We start from the raw sequence: 15,535 nt of genomic DNA on the forward strand, positions 1-15,535 counted from the left end.
GGGCGACCCCGGAGCCTTTTTCTTTGCCTGTGCTTAGAGTCAGTGGGCGAGAACTGCCAGAAGCAGCAGCGCCACGATGTTAGTAATCTTGATCGCCGGATTGACGGCTGGTCCGGCCGTATCCTTGTAGGGATCTCCGACCGTATCGCCGGTCACCGATGCCTTGTGAGCGTCCGATCCCTTGACGTGCTTGACGCCGTCTTTGTCGATGAACCCATCCTCGAAGGACTTCTTGGCATTGTCCCATGCGCCACCGCCGGACGTCATGGAGATGGCAACGAACAGGCCGTTGACGATGACGCCGAGCAGAGACGCGCCAAGCGCCGCAAATGCCGAGGCCTTCGATCCGGAGATCAAGAGCACGCCGAAATAGACGACGAGCGGGGCCAGCACCGGCAGCAGGGACGGGATGATCATTTCCCGGATGGCGGCCTTGGTCAGAAGGTCGACCGCGCGGGCATAGTTCGGCTTGGACGTGCCGGCCATGATGCCCGGATCCTCGCGGAACTGGCGCCGCACCTCTTCCACGATGGAACCCGCTGCACGGCCAACGGCCGTCATCGCGATACCGCCGAAGAGGTAGGGGATGAGACCGCCGAAGATCAGGCCGGCGACCACGTAGGGGTTCGAGAGCGAGAACGAGATGTCGCCCATGTCGGCGAAGTACGGATACTGGTCCGAATTCGCAGCGAAGAACTCCAAGTCGTTGGAATAGGCAGCGAAAAGCACGAGCGCGCCGAGGCCGGCCGATCCGATCGCATAACCCTTGGTGACGGCCTTCGTCGTGTTGCCCACGGCGTCGAGCGCATCGGTGGAGCGGCGTACTTCCGGCGGAAGTCCCGCCATTTCGGCAATCCCGCCGGCATTGTCGGTCACCGGACCGAACGCATCGAGCGCGACGATCATGCCCGCAATGCCGAGCATGGCCGTGACGGCGATACCGGTACCGAGCAGGCCGGCGAGCTGGAAGGTGGAAATGATGCCCGCCACGATGACGATCGCCGGCAGTGCGGTCGATTCCAGCGATACGGCAAGGCCCTGGATGACGTTGGTGCCGTGGCCGGTAACGGATGCCTGGGCGATCGAATTGACCGGCCGCTTGTTGGTGCCGGTATAATATTCGGTGATCCAGACGATGAGGCCCGTCACGGCAAGACCGAGGATGCCGCACAGGAACAGGTTGGTTCCGGTGATATCCATGCCGTCGACCTGGCCGATCGAGCCCCAGCCGATGGTCAGTGACGTGGCGGCGCCAAGCCCGATGATCGAGAGGAGCCCGGTCACGAGCAGGCCCTTGTAGAGCGCGCCCATGATGGAGCCGTTGGAGCCGAGACGCACGAAGAACGTGCCGATGATGGATGTGACGATGCAGGCCGCGCCAATCGCCAGCGGATAGAGCATTACGCTGGCCAGGATGTCCGTGCCGGCGAAGAAGATCGCGCCAAGCACCATCGTCGCGACGATGGTGACCGCGTAGGTTTCGAATAGGTCAGCCGCCATGCCAGCGCAGTCGCCGACATTGTCGCCTACGTTGTCGGCAATCGTTGCCGGATTGCGCGGATCGTCCTCCGGTATCCCCGCTTCCACCTTGCCGACGAGGTCGCCGCCGACATCCGCACCCTTGGTGAAGATCCCGCCGCCGAGACGGGCGAAGATCGAAATCAGCGATGCGCCGAAGCCAAGCGCAACGAGTGCGTCGATGACGACGCGGTCGCCGGGCCCGAAGCCCATGATTGCAGTCAGAACGAAGAAGTAGACGGCGACGCCGAGCAGCGCGAGACCGGCAACGAGCATGCCGGTGATGGCGCCCGACTTGAACGCGATGTCGAGACCGGCCGACAGGCTGTGTGCAGCGGCCTGTGCGGTGCGGACGTTGGCGCGCACCGACACATGCATGCCGATGAAACCCGCAGCGCCGGAAAGCACGGCGCCGATGAGGAAGCCGACCGCAGCGGTTGCCCCGAGAAGCCACCAGGTCAAGGCGAAAACGACGACGCCAACGATGGCGATGGTCGTATATTGTCTGGAGAGATAGGCCTGTGCGCCCTCGCGGATGGCACCGGCAATTTCCTGCATGCGCGCATTGCCCTGGTCGGCTGCGAGAACCGATTGCGTCGCCCAAATGGCGTAGGCAATCGCAAGCAGGCCGCAAGCAATGACGGCGATCAAAATGCTCATTCCTCTTAATCCTCCTGGTGGTCTTTTCGGCGCCTCAAGTCCCCGACGCCGCCTTCCTCCCGAATCGCGAAGCCACTCGGGCTCTGCGACGCTCGGTCGCAGTGGGCGGGATGATTGCCCTACGGTCAAGCCCGGTCAAGTGTATTGAACATAAGGAGAAAGTTATAAGTTGCAGCCGCTCGAGGCGGTTTGGGCGCCGCGGCTAGCGCTTCAGGCGGAGGCGTGCTTTTGCCTGTCGCTCACGACCTGGAGCCCGAGCACGAGGAGGCAGAGGCTCGCGATCGGCACCAAGACCAGCGAGACGCCTTCCCAGCCCAAATGGTTCAGCGCACCGCCGGAGGCGAGCGACGCCACGGCCACCAGCGAGAACAGGAAGCCGTCGTGGAAGCCCTGCACCTTGTTCTTTTCCGATTGCCGGTACGTGGCGGTGACCATGGCGGTCGAGCCGATGAAGCCGAAGTTCCAGCCGATCCCGAGCAGAACGAGCGCCAGCCAGAAATTCCAAAGCTCGATGCCGATGAAGGCAATGAAGGCGCAGACCAGCAAGAGTGCGAGGCCGATGCCGACGATGGTCGCTTCTCCGAACCGGCGGATGAGATGACCGGTAAAGAAGCTCGGCGCGAACATCGCCATCACGTGCCACTGTATGCCGAGCGTGGCGAGATCGGCCGAGAAGCCGCAGGCGACCATGGCAAGCGGCGCGCCGGTCATCATGAAGGTCATCAGCGCGTAGGTGCCTACCCCGCAGACCATGGCGGTCACGAAGCTGCGCTGGGCGACGATGTCGCGAAGCGGCCGGGGACGGTCGTCGGCCGTCTGCGACGCGGGATCGACGACGGCGTCCCGGCTCTCGCGCAGCACGGACAAGATGAGTGCTCCGACAATGCCCAGCGCGATCATTGCGACGAAGACGCCGGCGAAGGGGACTGTCGGAAACATTTCCCGGCTGAAGATCACCGTTTGGGGACCGATGACGGCAGCGAAGACCCCGCCGGCAAGCACCCAGGAGATCGCCTGCGCCTTGAACTGCGGAGGCGCATTGTCGGCCGCGGCAAAACGGTATTGCTGCACAAAGGCGCCGCCGCAGCCGATGACCGCCAGAGCGAAGGCGAAGAACCAGAAGGAACCGATCCAAAGGGCAAGCGCTGCGAGCGCGCCGCCGGCTGCGGTGAACGCGGCACCAACCATGAAGCCCAGCCGACGCCCCGTCACCCGCATGATGGCCGCCGCACCGAAAGCGCCGAGCGCCAATCCGACCGTGAATCCTGTCACCGGCGCGGTCGCGAGCGATTTGTCGCTGCCGAGAAGATAGTAGCCCGCAAGGCCGCCCATGGAGATCGTCATCGGGGCGGCAGCGCCCACAACCGCCTGCGCGGCCGCAAGCACGACGGCGTTGATCCTCGCGCTTTTTGCTGTCGAAGAACCCTGCCCGCTCATATGATCACGGGCAGATGCGCTCATTTGGCCGACGGAGCCTTGTCGGAACCGGCCGGTCCGCCTTGGGCAGGTGACCGGTCGCCGCGCAACTGACGGGCGAGCCTGTCGAGCACAGCGTTCACGATCTTCGGCTCTTCGCCGACATAGAACGCCTGGGCGATATCGACATATTCGGTGACGATCACCGCGACCGGCACGTCCTTGCGGGTCGACAGTTCGAGCGTTCCTGCACGCAGGATCGCGCGCAGCGTCGAATCGAGACGCGACAGCGGCCAATCCATCGTGAGTGCCGAGGCGATCAGCGGATCGAGGTTGCGCTGATCGGACACAACGCCAGACACGATGGAGCGGAACCACGCGGCATCCGCCTGCCGGTAGGTGTCGCCGTCGATCTCCCGGCCAAGGCGATGGTTTTCGTATTCGGCAATCACTTCCAGCACGCCGGTGCCGGCAATGTCCATCTGGTAGAGCGCCTGCACGGCAGCGAGGCGTGCGGCGCCGCGCTGGTTTGCAGGTCTCACCTCGCCGGCTGGGCGGCCTGAAGCCTGTTGCTGTCGGTCCTTGTCGCTCACGCTGCGTTCAGCCTGTTCTTGACGGCGATCATGGTCAGCGCCGCGCGCGCTGCGAAACCACCTTTGTCCTTATCGTCCTTGCGTGCCCGTACCCACGCCTGCTCGTCGTTCTCGACGGTCAGGATGCCGTTGCCAATCGCGATCGCCTCGTCGACGGCAAGATCGGTCAGCGCACGGCTCGATTCATTGGCCACGATCTCGAAATGATAGGTCTCACCGCGGATGACGGTGCCGAGTGCGACGAAGCCGTCATAATCGGTGCCGCCTTCATCGGCCGCGTCGAGCGCCATGGAGATGACGGCCGGGATTTCCAGCGCACCTGGTACGGTGATGAGGTCGTAGGTTGCGCCGGCTTCGTCCAGAGCCGCCTTGGCGCCCTCGAGCAGAGCATCGGCGAGATCGTCATAGAAACGCGCCTCGACGATCAACAAATGAAGCTTCTCGGATTGCGCCATGAAACGGGTATCCTTGCGCCGGAACGCGGCGATGCGTGGGTGATATGGGGGTGGAGCGCGTCAAACCATGTGCCGTCTGCTTTGGCAAGCCCAATCGCCCGCCAAGCGCCATCTCAGGCGGCGAACTCCGCCAGCCGTGCAGCGTAGCGCGCCATTTGGTCGATTTCGAGATTGACGCGGTCGCCGGCCTTGCGCTCGCCCCAGGTGGTGACTTCGAGCGAGTGGCGGATGAGCAGCACGTCGAACCGTGCACCATCAACGCCGTTGACCGTGAGCGACGTGCCGTCGAGCGCAACGGAGCCCTTGCATGCGATGAACCGGGCCAGTTCGGCGGGGGCTTCCAGCGTGAAGCGGGTCGCCTCCCCCTCGCTCTCGACGGAGACGATCGTCGCGGCGCCATCGATGTGGCCGGAGACGAGGTGCCCGCCCAGTTCGTCGCCAATCTTGAGCGACCGCTCAAGATTGATGCGCGCGCCGATGGCCCAATTGCCGATCGTCGTCAGCCGCAGCGCCTCTTCCCAGGCCTCCACCTCGAACCAGCGCTCTTCGCCCGGAGCCGAAAGGGCTGTGACCGTCAGGCACGGGCCCGAACAGGCGATCGAAGCGCCGATGTCGATGCCGGCAGGGTCGTAGGACGTGGCGATGCGCAGCTTCAGCCCGTGGTCGAGCTTTTCCGTTGCCAGCAGGCGGCCGATATCCGTGACGATCCCGGTGAACATCAGCGATCTCTCTTCCATTCTTCGAACCGGTCGCTGCCATAAAGCATCGCCTGCCCTCGTGAAAAGCCCACCGGCATGGTGGCTGACGTGAACGGAGCGTCAATGCCGTCATCACCGACAGTCGCGGTGCCAGAGAAAAGCGCGATCCGATCGGCAAGATCGTCGCGCACGAAAGAAGCTGCAACCGACGCACCTCCCTCCACGAGCAAGGTGTAGACGCCGCGTGCGCCGAGATCGTCCAGAAGCTCCGGCAACGCGATGCGGCCGTTGTGGCGGGCGCAGGCAACGATCTCGACGCCGGCCTTTTCCAGAGCGCGGCGGGCCCGGTCGTCCTCGCTGGTCGTTGCGACCCAGAGCGGTACATCGCGGGCGGTCTTTACAAGTTGGCTGTCGAGCGGCAGGCGCAAGTGATCGTCAAGGACGATGCGGATCGGCGACCGGCGCTCCAGCCCAGGCAAGCGGCATGTCAGCGCCGGATCATCCTCGAGCACGGTGTTGATCCCGACCAGAATCGCATCGCTTTCGGCGCGCATCAGATGGGACTGCGCGCGCGACACGTCTCCGGAGATCGCGACTTGCCCTGCCCCGGCCCGTCCGATCTTGCCGTCTGCCGAAACTGCCGCTTTCAGAGTCACATGCGGCCGGTTGCTCGTGCGCTGCATGAGATAGCCGGCCAGCGCATGCTCGGAGGCCTCCGCCAACACACCGGGCACGGTTTCGATGCCGGCGGCGCGCAGAATCTCGAAGCCCTTGCCGGATACGCGGTGGTCCGGATCCATCGTCGCGGCCACCAGGCGCCTGATGCCGGATCGGGCCAGCGCCTCGGCGCAAGGCGGCGTTCGGCCGTGATGGGCGCAGGGTTCGAGCGTGACATAGGCGGTTGCGCCACGGGCGCGCTCGCCGGCTTCTGCCAATGCCTCGGCTTCGGCGTGGGGCCGGCCGCCAAGCGCGGTCACCCCGCGGCCGACGATGACCGGGCCATGATCGGTGTCGGCAACGATCAGGGTCGCGACGGATGGGTTGGAGCCAGTCAGGCCTGAGTGGCGCAGCGACAGCCGGATTGCGGCTGCCATGAAGCGGCGATCGTCGGCCGTCACCGCGGCGCCGTCAGCACATTCAGTCATTCGCAGCGGTGGTGTCCGCATTGATGCGGGCGGTCAGTTCGTTGATGACGTTCTCGAAGTCTTCGGGGCCTGAGAAGTCGCGATAGACCGAGGCGTAGCGGACGAAACCGACGTCATCGAGCGCCTTCAGCGCCTCGATGACGAGAAGCCCGATCTGCTCGGACTGGATGTCCTGTTCGCCGGAGCTTTCCAAACGCCTGACGATGGCCGAGACAGCGCGCTCGATCCGGTCACGCTCTACCGGCCGCTTGCGCAGCGCGATCTCGAAGGAGCGCATCAGCTTGTCTCGATCGAAGGGCACGCGCCGGCCGGTCTTCTTGATGACCGTCAGTTCACGCAGCTGGACCCGCTCGAAGGTCGTGAAGCGGCCCCCGCAATCCGGGCACACGCGACGGCGGCGGATGGCTGCACCATCCTCCGCCGGACGCGAATCCTTGACCTGGCTGTCTTCCGACGAGCAGTAGGGGCAGCGCATCAGGCCGGTCAGCCGAGATGCGGATAGATCGGGAAGCGATCGGTGAGCGCGATCACCTTGGCCTTCACGGCTTCCTCGACCTTGGCATTACCCTCTTCCGAGTTGGCTGCCTTTAGTCCATCGAGCACTTCGACGATCAGGCGGCCGATTTCACGGAACTCATCCTTGCCGAAACCGCGGGTGGTGCCGGCCGGCGTGCCGAGGCGAACGCCGGACGTGACCATCGGCTTTTCCGGATCATCCGGTACACCGTTCTTGTTGCAGGTGATGTAGGCGCGGCCGAGCGCAGCTTCGGAAGCCTTGCCCGTAAGGTTCTTCGGACGCAGGTCAACAAGCATCAGGTGCGTGTCGGTGCCGCCGGAGACGATCTGCAGGCCACCTTCGACCAGCGTTTCGGCCAGGACATTGGCGTTTTCTACGACCTGCGCCGTATAGTTGCGGAATTCAGGCGTCAGCGCCTCGCCGAATGCCACTGCCTTGCCGGCGATGACATGCATCAGCGGGCCGCCCTGGAGACCGGGGAAAACGGCCGAATTGATCTTCTTGGCGATCGCCTCGTCATTGGTGAGGACGATGCCGCCACGCGGACCACGGAGCGTCTTGTGGGTCGTGGACGTCGCCACGTGGGCATGCGGGAACGGGCTCGGATGCTGTCCACCGGCGACGAGACCGGCGAAGTGCGCCATGTCGACCCAGAGATAGGCACCCACTTCGTCCGCGATCTTGCGGAAACGGGCGAAATCGATCTGGCGCGAATAGGCCGAGCCGCCAGCGACGATGATCGCTGGCTTGTGTTCGCGGGCCAGTTCCTCGACCTGATCGTAGTCGAGGAGACCGGTCGACGAGACCACGCCGTACTGAACGGCATTGAACCACTTGCCGGAAAGGTTGGGCTTGGCGCCATGGGTCAGGTGACCGCCGGCGTCGAGGCTCATGCCGAGAATGGTGTCGCCGGGCTTCGACAGGGCGAGAAGCACCGCCTGGTTCGCCTGGCTGCCGGAATTCGGCTGCACATTGGCGAAGCCGCAACCGAAGAGTTTGGTCACACGCTCGATGGCAAGCTCTTCGGCGATATCGACAAACTGGCAGCCGCCATAATAGCGCTTGCCGGGATAGCCTTCGGCATATTTGTTCGTCATCACCGAGCCCTGAGCTTCCAGGACGGCGCGCGAGACGATGTTTTCGGATGCGATCAGTTCGATCTCGTGACGCTGGCGCTCGAGTTCCTTGCCGATCGCGCCGAAGATATCGGCATCGGCTTCGGCAAGCGAGCGATTGAAGAAAGCGTCGGCGAAACGCTTGGCGGAAGCCTGGGATGCAGTGGACATGGGCCCTGAAGTCCTTTCGCTCTTGACGTGGCGCCCTCTTAAACCCGGCGGGCATCGAGAGCAATATGAGCAGCCCGGACTGCGGCACTTTCGCAGCGCTCATTTGCCCTTCAGGCAGCCAGGTGCGGATGATGCCCCCGCCGGTACGCGGCACGAAACTCCCTGGGCGTCATTTCGCGACGCGATTTGAAGATCCGATTGAAAAGCGCGAGATTGCGGTAGCCGACCTCGTCGGCGATCACATGGATCGGGCGATCCGTATCGATCAGCAGCGAACACGCATGGCCGATGCGCAGTTGCGTCAGATATTCGAGCGGCGTCAGCCGCGTCTGGCGACGGAACATGCGGTGGAGCGCCGACTCGCTGAGGCAGGCGATCTCGGCAAGTTCCGCAATGGCGATCGGCGCGCGGTGGTTGGCGTGAAGATGCTCCAGCACCTTGTCGATGCGCGGTCGATCGGCGTCGGAGGCGGCGACGAGCGCGCGGCCGGGGCTCGCCAGCAGGCTGCGGTGATCGTCGCGGGTCAGCCTTGCGAAGACCGAAAGCAAACGCACAAGCCGCTCGTCCGCTGGCAGTCCCACCAACGCCTCGAGGTCCGCCCGCACTGCAGCAGCGATTTCGGGAGAAAAACAGACCGCACGGTCTGCTTCAGCAAGCAGATGGCGCAGGGCCGCCATCTCGGTGAAGAGCGCTGTCAGGGATCCCGCCCAGGCTTCGGTGAACTGGATGACCAGAGCGCGATGCGGTCCGGCGGCATCGATCTTGTCGCTGGACGCCCAACTATGCGCCAGCCCCGGTCCCAGCAACACAAGGTCACCATCGTCATAGGCGCCTATATGATCGCCCACGTAACGGTGACCGCGGCTGTTCAGCGTCAGGGTCAGCTCGTATTCGGGGTGATGGTGCCATTCGAAGGGGATGCCGTCCGGCAGGACGCGATCGAGGAACGCCCAGGACGCGCCATCGGATTGGCGGATCTTCTCCAGAAACGGCCTCATAAACGCGCCCTCCTCTCAAGCGACGCCAGTATCCTACCAGAATCGGCCAGAACACGACAACATGCGTTTGGTGGACCGCGTAATCTCTCGCCATCGTCATCATGTTGACCCGATGGGAGGGAGACCATGAACCAAGCAGCCCTGAAGCAGCCGGCCGTCGAAGAAGACGATGGCCACGGCGATCACCCCCAGGCCATGGGTGTCACGACCCAGCTCAAGGACATCGAAAAAACCCTGCCGCTACGCGTCCTTTCCGAGGATGACTGGAAGCATTGGACGACGCGTGGCTACGTCATCGTGCGCGGCGCCGTTCCCAAGGAACAGTGCGATGCCGTGATCGATATGCTGTGGGACTTTCAGGAGATGGATCGTCACGACCCGTCGACCTGGTACAAGCCGCAGCTGCGCGAATACAAGATGAAGGAACTGAACAACGCCGGCATGGTGGAAGTCTATAACCACCAGACGCTCTGGAATAATCGCCAGACCCAACGCGTCTACGATGCCTTCGTCGACATCTGGGACCGCGAGAACCTGTGGGTTGCGATCGACCGCGCAAACCTCAATCCTCCAAACAAGGCAGCGCGTGCCGCCCAGCAGGAAAACGGCTTCATCCATTTCGACGTCGACACGTCGGTGCGGCCCTTCCCGATCAGCGTGCAGGGCGTGCTTTCGCTCGCCAAGCAGGACAAGGAAACGGGCGGCTTCCAGTGCGTGCCGGATCTCTTTGCAGAGCTCGAAGAATGGTGCGACCGCCAGCCGGAAGACCGCAACCCCTTCAAGCCCGATACCACCGGCTACGACATCATCAATATCGACATGGAGCCGGGCGACCTGCTCATCTTCAACTCGCTGCTTGCCCATGGCGTGCGGCCGAATCGCTCGGAAAACCGCGTGCGCATGGCGCAATACATCTCCATGTTCCCCGGCAATTTCGACAACGATGCGGTGCGCGAAGAGCGCATCCGTCTTTGGCAGGAGCGCGAAGCGCCGAAGGGCAACCCCTTCCCCGGCGATCCGCGCGAACTGGAGAAGCAAAACGCTGTCGCCGAGCTCAACCCGCTCGGCCGCAAGCTGCTCGGTCTCGATCGCTGGTAAGCCGAAACTAGATCCCCGATGAAAGAAGGGCGCCGCAAACGCAGGCGCCCTTTTTCGTTCAATCCGCCTGCCGCTGAATTAAGGTTTTGTTGAGCATGAGCGGCTTGATCGCGTTGGATTGAGTCGAAGGCAGGTTGCGCCTTGGAACGGTCTCCCGATGATGCGTGTTGTCTGCCGGACAGCAGATCGGACGGAGACTTTGAATGACTCGTACTTTCGCATACGCAGGAAATGCTACCTCAAATCCACACTTCTCGGCGCATTAGCGTTGATCATTGCCACGATAATCGGGCTCGTCGTGGAATTTTTTACCCCGTCAGCACGTGCACTGGTTCGCTACGAATCGCTGGTGACATGCACTCTGACCTTGGAGAGCGGCCGCTTTGTCGCGACCGAACCTTGTGCGGCACGCACACGAAATGTTCCGGCTTCGCCGCACTGAGTCCCATCCTGAAAAGCAAATGGCCGCCTTTCGGCGGCCATCAGAAGTTCCCGGTTGATGAGGAAGATCAGCCTTCCTGCATTGCCAATTCCGGCGCGCCATCGCGTTTGTAGATATCGTCGCGGAACTGCACCACGCGGTCGGACGTCGCCCAGGCCGTGATGTAGGTGAAGTAAACAGGCACCGGATTGTTGACGGCGATCGGGTTGACCTGGCGGGTCGCAATCACCTGTTCCATCCGCTGGCGGTTCCAGCCCGGCGTGTCACGCAGGATCCAGAGCGAAAGATCGCGCACGTTCTGCACGCGCACACAGCCCGACGAATCGAAGCGAACCTCGTTGAAGAACAGGTTCTGCTGCGGCGTGTCGTGCATATACACGGCATGCTCGTTGTGGAAGTTGATCTTGGTCGAGGCCATGGCGTTGATGGCGCCGGGGTCCTGCCGGAACATCAAATTCGGTGCCTGTGCGGCGTTCCAGTCGACGGAGGATGGCGGCACTTCATTGCCCTGCCCGTCGAACAGACGGATGCTGTTTTCCGTCAGATAGTTCGGGTTCTGCCGCATCAGCGGCATGATGTCCTTCTCGATGATCGAGCGCGGCGCGGTCCAGGTCGGGTTGAGAATGACCTCGTGGATCTGCGACGTGAGGATCGGCGTCTGGCGATCGATCTTGCCGACGACGGCCGTGTGACGCGAAGCAACCTGATTGCCTTCGACAGCCTCGATGGCCGCTGCAGGAATATTAACGGCAACGTGGCGCGGGCCGAGATCACCGGCCATCGTCTGCAAGCGCACGACGTTGGTCTCGAGCTGGCCGAGACGGATGTCGGCCGGCACGTTGAGCGCCTTGAATGTCAGCTCGCCCATAACACCATCCGGCGGCAGGCCGTGGCGAGCCTGGAAGCGCTTGACTGCTCCATCCACGTAGGAATCGAAAGCCAGAGACATGCCGGCATCCATCGGCAGGTCGCCGGAGACCATGAGGCGCTGACGCAGTGCCTGGACAGCCGGATCGGTCGCGCCGAGCTGCAGGCGGGTTTCCGGTACGTAAGGCCAGCCGCCGTTGCGCACGATGTTCTGATAGTCGATGAGCGCGAAATTCGTGTTGTTGACCGTTTCCGGGCTCAAGACCGGTACATTCGAGCTGACCTGCTCGACGCTGCGCGTGCCGCGCGCATCGAACTGATCATCCCAGTTGCCGCGCCGTGGCGCGTTCAAAATGTTATCGAGAACCGTCTGGGCGCTGGCGGCACCGGCGAAGGCCGTCGCTCCAACCATTGCCGCACTCGAGAGAAAAGCCCGTCGGGACAGTCGCTCAGATCCGTTTTTCATCGCCATTCAACCACACCATCACATTCGAGACGTTCTTGACGCAAGAGCCCAAAGGCTAGCACCCGTATAGTTAATGAAACGAAACCCTTAGAACGCCGCCAGCCTGCGGTTGTAATCACAAGTTCGCGAGCGTCGGCACATTGGGATTTCGGCGAGCTCACAGGCAGATTGGACCGCCTCGTTTGCCCTCTTCCACGGCGAGAGTTGTCATCGCAATATGGCCAATTCATGTTTCAGGGATGGCCGGGAACGGGCTTGGACGAGGCCCGGCGGAATACGATCTTCGCCGTTGCAGGACTGCAACTTGGACGACCTGCGGCCTCCAGTCGCGACAGCAGGGAAGCTGCAGCGATCGGAGGCCGGGACCGGAGGTGGTCGAAAGTCAGGTTGCCTTAGAGGCGGTAGAGGATCTGGTCGTTCCAGAACCGGTCAAGGCGCTGCATCAGCTTGTTCATCTTCTCGAAATCGTCGGTGCCGATGCCGCCGACCTGTTCGATCGAGCCGATGTGACGGTCATAGAGTGCGCCGACGACCTTGGCGATCTCGTTGCCCTTTTCGGTCAGGCTGACCCGGACCGAGCGGCGGTCGATGCGCGAGCGCTGGTGGTTGATGAAGCCGAGATCGACCAGCTTCTTGAGGTTGTAGGAGACGTTGGAGCCGAGATAGTAGCCGCGCGAGCGAAGCTCGCCTGCGGTCAGTTCAGAATTGCCGATGTTGAAGAGGAGCAGCGCCTGGACGGCGTTGATGTCGCTCTGTCCCTTGCGGTCGAACTCATCCTTGATGACGTCGAGCAGACGGCGGTGAAGGCGTTCCACCAGCTGGAGCGATTCCAGATAAAGATTGCGAAGAGCACCTTCGCGGTTGTGCGTTTCGTTGGACTGCAGCTTTGCCTGTGCCATTGTTTTCGAGCCTCTCCGTGATCCCTGTTGGCGGCTGTTGTTTTCTTCCGCCTTGAGAGAGACCCTATCGAATACCAATAAAATTGGACTTAAAGGCTAGCATTAACAGCGCCTTACCGAAGCGCCTCCGTGTGTCAGAGTGAATCAACCCTTACCGGTCGACGTGAGCGAAGCTTTTCAACGTAGAGCACGCCCCGGAACGCGGCATAGATCGCTATGACCGCAAGGTGCAGCACGACGACCACGAGGTTCTGGCCGAAGAGCGATGGGAAGCCGAGATGCATAGCGATCTCGGTAGCCGCGGCGCAGAACCAGATGACCGGCCCCCAGGATACGGGCATCCATAGCCCGACCGCTGCAACGGGAAACAGAACCGCAAGCGCGGTGGCAGCGACCCGCCAATGGACGGGCATCAGATCGAAGCGCCAAAGTTCGCCGCCATAGAGGCCGGACAACAGTGCCCAGTAATGCAAAGCCGACACCAGCGCGCCGATCGCGACCAGCCGCTGGAAGATGTTGAACAGCCGGAACGTCAGCGTTTCCCTCGGTCGCGCATCGCTCTCAAGCAGCATCGTCTGATTTCCGTCATTCATCGTCGCCCGTGTGTGCCACGCGACATCGAGACGCTCAAGGCGCAATGCCATGCGGGTAGTGGTGCGATTGCGGCTGTGCTATGCCCGGCCTTCTGCAGCATCCGCTGCCAGAAGCTTAAAAACGCACGCAGGAGCCGGCCATGAACAGGCACGTCACCTCCCCCGGCACAGGTCACCCGGCCGGCACCAACATGGTCGACGAGATCACCGGCCATCGGCGCATGCGCCGCAACCGCAAGGCCGACTGGACCCGCCGCCTTGTGCAGGAGAACCGGCTGACGGTGGACGATCTGATCTGGCCGATCTTCCTGATCTCCGGCGAAAACCGTCGCGAAAGCATCGACGCGATGCCGGGCGTGGAACGCCTGACAGTCGACATGGCCGTAGAAGAAGCCAAGCGCGCCGCCGATCTCGGCATTCCGGCGCTCGCCACTTTTCCGAACATTTCCATGGATCGTCGCGACGAGACGGGTTCGCACAGCCTTGCGAGCGACAATCTGATCAACGAGGCGACGCGGGCCATCAAGAAGGCCGTGCCGCATATCGGGATCATCACCGACGTGGCGCTCGATCCCTTCACCAGCCACGGCCATGACGGCATCCTGAAGGATGGCCAGATCCTCAACGACGACACCGTTTCACAAATCGCACAGGCGGCCGTCATCCAGGCCGATGCCGGTTCCGACATCATCGCGCCATCCGACATGATGGATGGACGCATCGGCGCGATCCGCCGGGCGCTCGATGAAGCCGGGCACCAGAATGTCGGCATCATGTCCTATGCGACGAAATTCGCGTCGGCCTATTACGGTCCTTACCGTGAGGCGATCGGCACCGGCGGATTGCTGAAGGGCGACAAGCGCACCTATTACATCGACCCCGCCAACAGCGACGAGGCCGTGCGTGAAGCGGCGCTCGACGTCGAGGAAGGCGCCGACATGCTGATGGTGAAGCCGGGGCAACCCTATCTCGACATCATCGCGCGGCTGAAGGACGCCTTCGCCATGCCGACTTTCGCCTACCAGGTGTCGGGCGAATATTCGATGATCCGGGCGGCCGCCGCCAATGGCTGGATCGACGGCGAGAAGGTGATGCTGGAAAGCCTGCTCGCCTTCAAGCGCGCCGGCTGCGACGGCATCCTCACCTATTTCGCACCGGAGGTTGCCACGCTGCTTTCGCGGCGGTGACGTGATTTCGCACCTCGTTGAATAAGGCGACCGCCCTCCCCACATCAGTGCGGCCCGATCAGGGGCAAGAACGAGGACGGATTGGACGATGACGACGCAGGCCCAGATTGACGAAGCCGTACCGCTGCAGACCGGCGCACTGGACGACTGGCGTTCCTACGAAGGCGTGCGCACGCGGCGCATGCTGGCTTTCTGCATCGATTACACGATCGTGCTTCTGCTCAGCATCCCAGTCGCGGTCATCGTGTTCTTCATCGGCCTTCTGACGCTCGGCCTCGGCTGGGCGCTCTATGGCGTGCTCTTCGCCCTCGTCGCCCTGCCCTATGTGGGCTTCACCATGGGCGGGCCGAACCAGGCGACGCCCGGGATGCGGCTCATGGGCATCATGGTCGCACGCACCGACGGGCGTCCGGTCGATACGATGCTGGCCATGGTGCATGCCGTGGTCTTCTGGGCCGGCAACGTCATCCTCACGCCGCTCATCCTGCTGGCAAGCCTCTTTCTCGACCGCAAGCGACTGGTTCACGACATGTTGCTCGGCACCGTCGTGCTGCGCACCAGCGCGCTGCGCTGACCGACTCACATGAGAAGACGAGCCCGCACTCGGGCTCGTCGATACTGGGCGCACTGCACCCCTTTTCTTCCCGCGTGCAGCCGACGCGGTCGGTCTTCAACGATCCAGTTGACGTTTCCGCAG

General features: G+C 62.9%; 15 protein-coding genes. 3 read left to right on the forward strand and 12 right to left on the reverse strand.

Annotation, left to right across the window (positions count from 1 at the left end; genetic code table 11):
- Positions 1-39: 39 nt before the first annotated feature.
- The 9 genes from PU133_RS14090 to PU133_RS14130 form a co-directional block, all read right to left on the reverse strand.
- Positions 40-2,178, reverse strand: coding sequence for a sodium-translocating pyrophosphatase (locus PU133_RS14090; RefSeq protein ID WP_404862195.1), 2,139 nt, complete (start codon positions 2,176-2,178; stop codon positions 40-42).
- 210 nt (positions 2,179-2,388) lie between these two features.
- Positions 2,389-3,639 carry an MFS transporter gene (locus tag PU133_RS14095; protein ID WP_404862196.1) on the reverse strand — a complete coding sequence of 417 codons (1,251 nt, stop codon included), beginning with the start codon at positions 3,637-3,639 and terminating at the stop codon, positions 2,389-2,391.
- Positions 3,636-4,187 (reverse strand): transcription antitermination factor NusB, encoded by a 552-nt coding sequence (gene nusB, locus PU133_RS14100; protein ID WP_404862197.1) that lies wholly within the window; start codon positions 4,185-4,187, stop codon positions 3,636-3,638. The genes PU133_RS14095 and nusB overlap by 4 nt, the downstream gene beginning before the upstream one ends.
- Positions 4,184-4,642, reverse strand: coding sequence for a 6,7-dimethyl-8-ribityllumazine synthase (locus PU133_RS14105; RefSeq protein ID WP_126010726.1), 459 nt, complete (start codon positions 4,640-4,642; stop codon positions 4,184-4,186). Before PU133_RS14105 ends, nusB begins: the two co-directional genes overlap by 4 nt.
- A 113-nt stretch (positions 4,643-4,755) precedes the next feature.
- Positions 4,756-5,361, reverse strand: a complete 606-nt coding sequence (locus PU133_RS14110) for a riboflavin synthase (RefSeq protein ID WP_404862198.1) — start codon at positions 5,359-5,361, stop codon at positions 4,756-4,758.
- Positions 5,361-6,485, reverse strand: a complete 1,125-nt coding sequence (gene ribD, locus PU133_RS14115; protein ID WP_404862199.1) for a bifunctional diaminohydroxyphosphoribosylaminopyrimidine deaminase/5-amino-6-(5-phosphoribosylamino)uracil reductase RibD — start codon at positions 6,483-6,485, stop codon at positions 5,361-5,363. Before ribD ends, PU133_RS14110 begins: the two co-directional genes overlap by 1 nt.
- Positions 6,478-6,960, reverse strand: coding sequence for a transcriptional regulator NrdR (gene nrdR, locus PU133_RS14120; RefSeq protein ID WP_126010729.1), 483 nt, complete (start codon positions 6,958-6,960; stop codon positions 6,478-6,480). The genes ribD and nrdR overlap by 8 nt, the downstream gene beginning before the upstream one ends.
- Positions 6,961-6,968: 8 nt before the next feature.
- A complete protein-coding gene (glyA, locus tag PU133_RS14125; RefSeq protein WP_404862200.1) occupies positions 6,969-8,288 on the reverse strand; it encodes a serine hydroxymethyltransferase in 1,320 nt (439 codons plus the stop codon).
- A 110-nt stretch (positions 8,289-8,398) separates the two neighbouring features.
- Entirely contained in the window at positions 8,399-9,286 is an 888-nt protein-coding gene (locus PU133_RS14130; protein WP_404862201.1) for an AraC family transcriptional regulator, read from the reverse strand.
- A 126-nt stretch (positions 9,287-9,412) separates the two neighbouring features.
- Here PU133_RS14130 and PU133_RS14135 point away from each other — a divergent pair, with 126 nt between their 5' ends.
- Positions 9,413-10,384 (forward strand): phytanoyl-CoA dioxygenase family protein, encoded by a 972-nt coding sequence (locus tag PU133_RS14135; protein ID WP_404862202.1) that lies wholly within the window; start codon positions 9,413-9,415, stop codon positions 10,382-10,384.
- A 509-nt stretch (positions 10,385-10,893) separates the two neighbouring features.
- Here PU133_RS14135 and PU133_RS14140 read toward each other — a convergent pair.
- From PU133_RS14140 to PU133_RS14150, 3 genes are all read right to left on the reverse strand, one after another.
- Positions 10,894-12,165 carry a murein L,D-transpeptidase gene (locus PU133_RS14140; protein ID WP_404862203.1) on the reverse strand — a complete coding sequence of 424 codons (1,272 nt, stop codon included), beginning with the start codon at positions 12,163-12,165 and terminating at the stop codon, positions 10,894-10,896.
- A gap of 386 nt (positions 12,166-12,551) precedes the next feature.
- The gene (gene ldtR / locus PU133_RS14145; RefSeq protein WP_404862204.1) at positions 12,552-13,058 is read right to left on the reverse strand and encodes a transcriptional regulator LdtR; all 507 of its coding nucleotides are present in this window, start codon (positions 13,056-13,058) and stop codon (positions 12,552-12,554) included.
- 134 nt (positions 13,059-13,192) lie between these two features.
- The gene (locus PU133_RS14150; RefSeq protein ID WP_404862205.1) at positions 13,193-13,702 is read right to left on the reverse strand and encodes a DUF6163 family protein; all 510 of its coding nucleotides are present in this window, start codon (positions 13,700-13,702) and stop codon (positions 13,193-13,195) included.
- Between the two features lie 89 nt (positions 13,703-13,791).
- Between PU133_RS14150 and hemB the strand changes: the two genes are divergently transcribed.
- Positions 13,792-14,838, forward strand: a complete 1,047-nt coding sequence (gene hemB / locus PU133_RS14155) for a porphobilinogen synthase (protein ID WP_404862206.1) — start codon at positions 13,792-13,794, stop codon at positions 14,836-14,838.
- An 88-nt stretch (positions 14,839-14,926) separates the two neighbouring features.
- Positions 14,927-15,412: an RDD family protein gene (locus PU133_RS14160; RefSeq protein WP_404862207.1), complete on the forward strand. Its 486-nt coding sequence runs from the start codon at positions 14,927-14,929 to the stop codon at positions 15,410-15,412.
- Positions 15,413-15,535: the final 123 nt, after the last annotated feature.

The sequence above is a fragment of the Georhizobium sp. MAB10 genome (genome assembly GCF_045012825.1).
Classification (GTDB): Bacteria; Pseudomonadota; Alphaproteobacteria; order Rhizobiales; family Rhizobiaceae; genus Georhizobium; species Georhizobium profundi.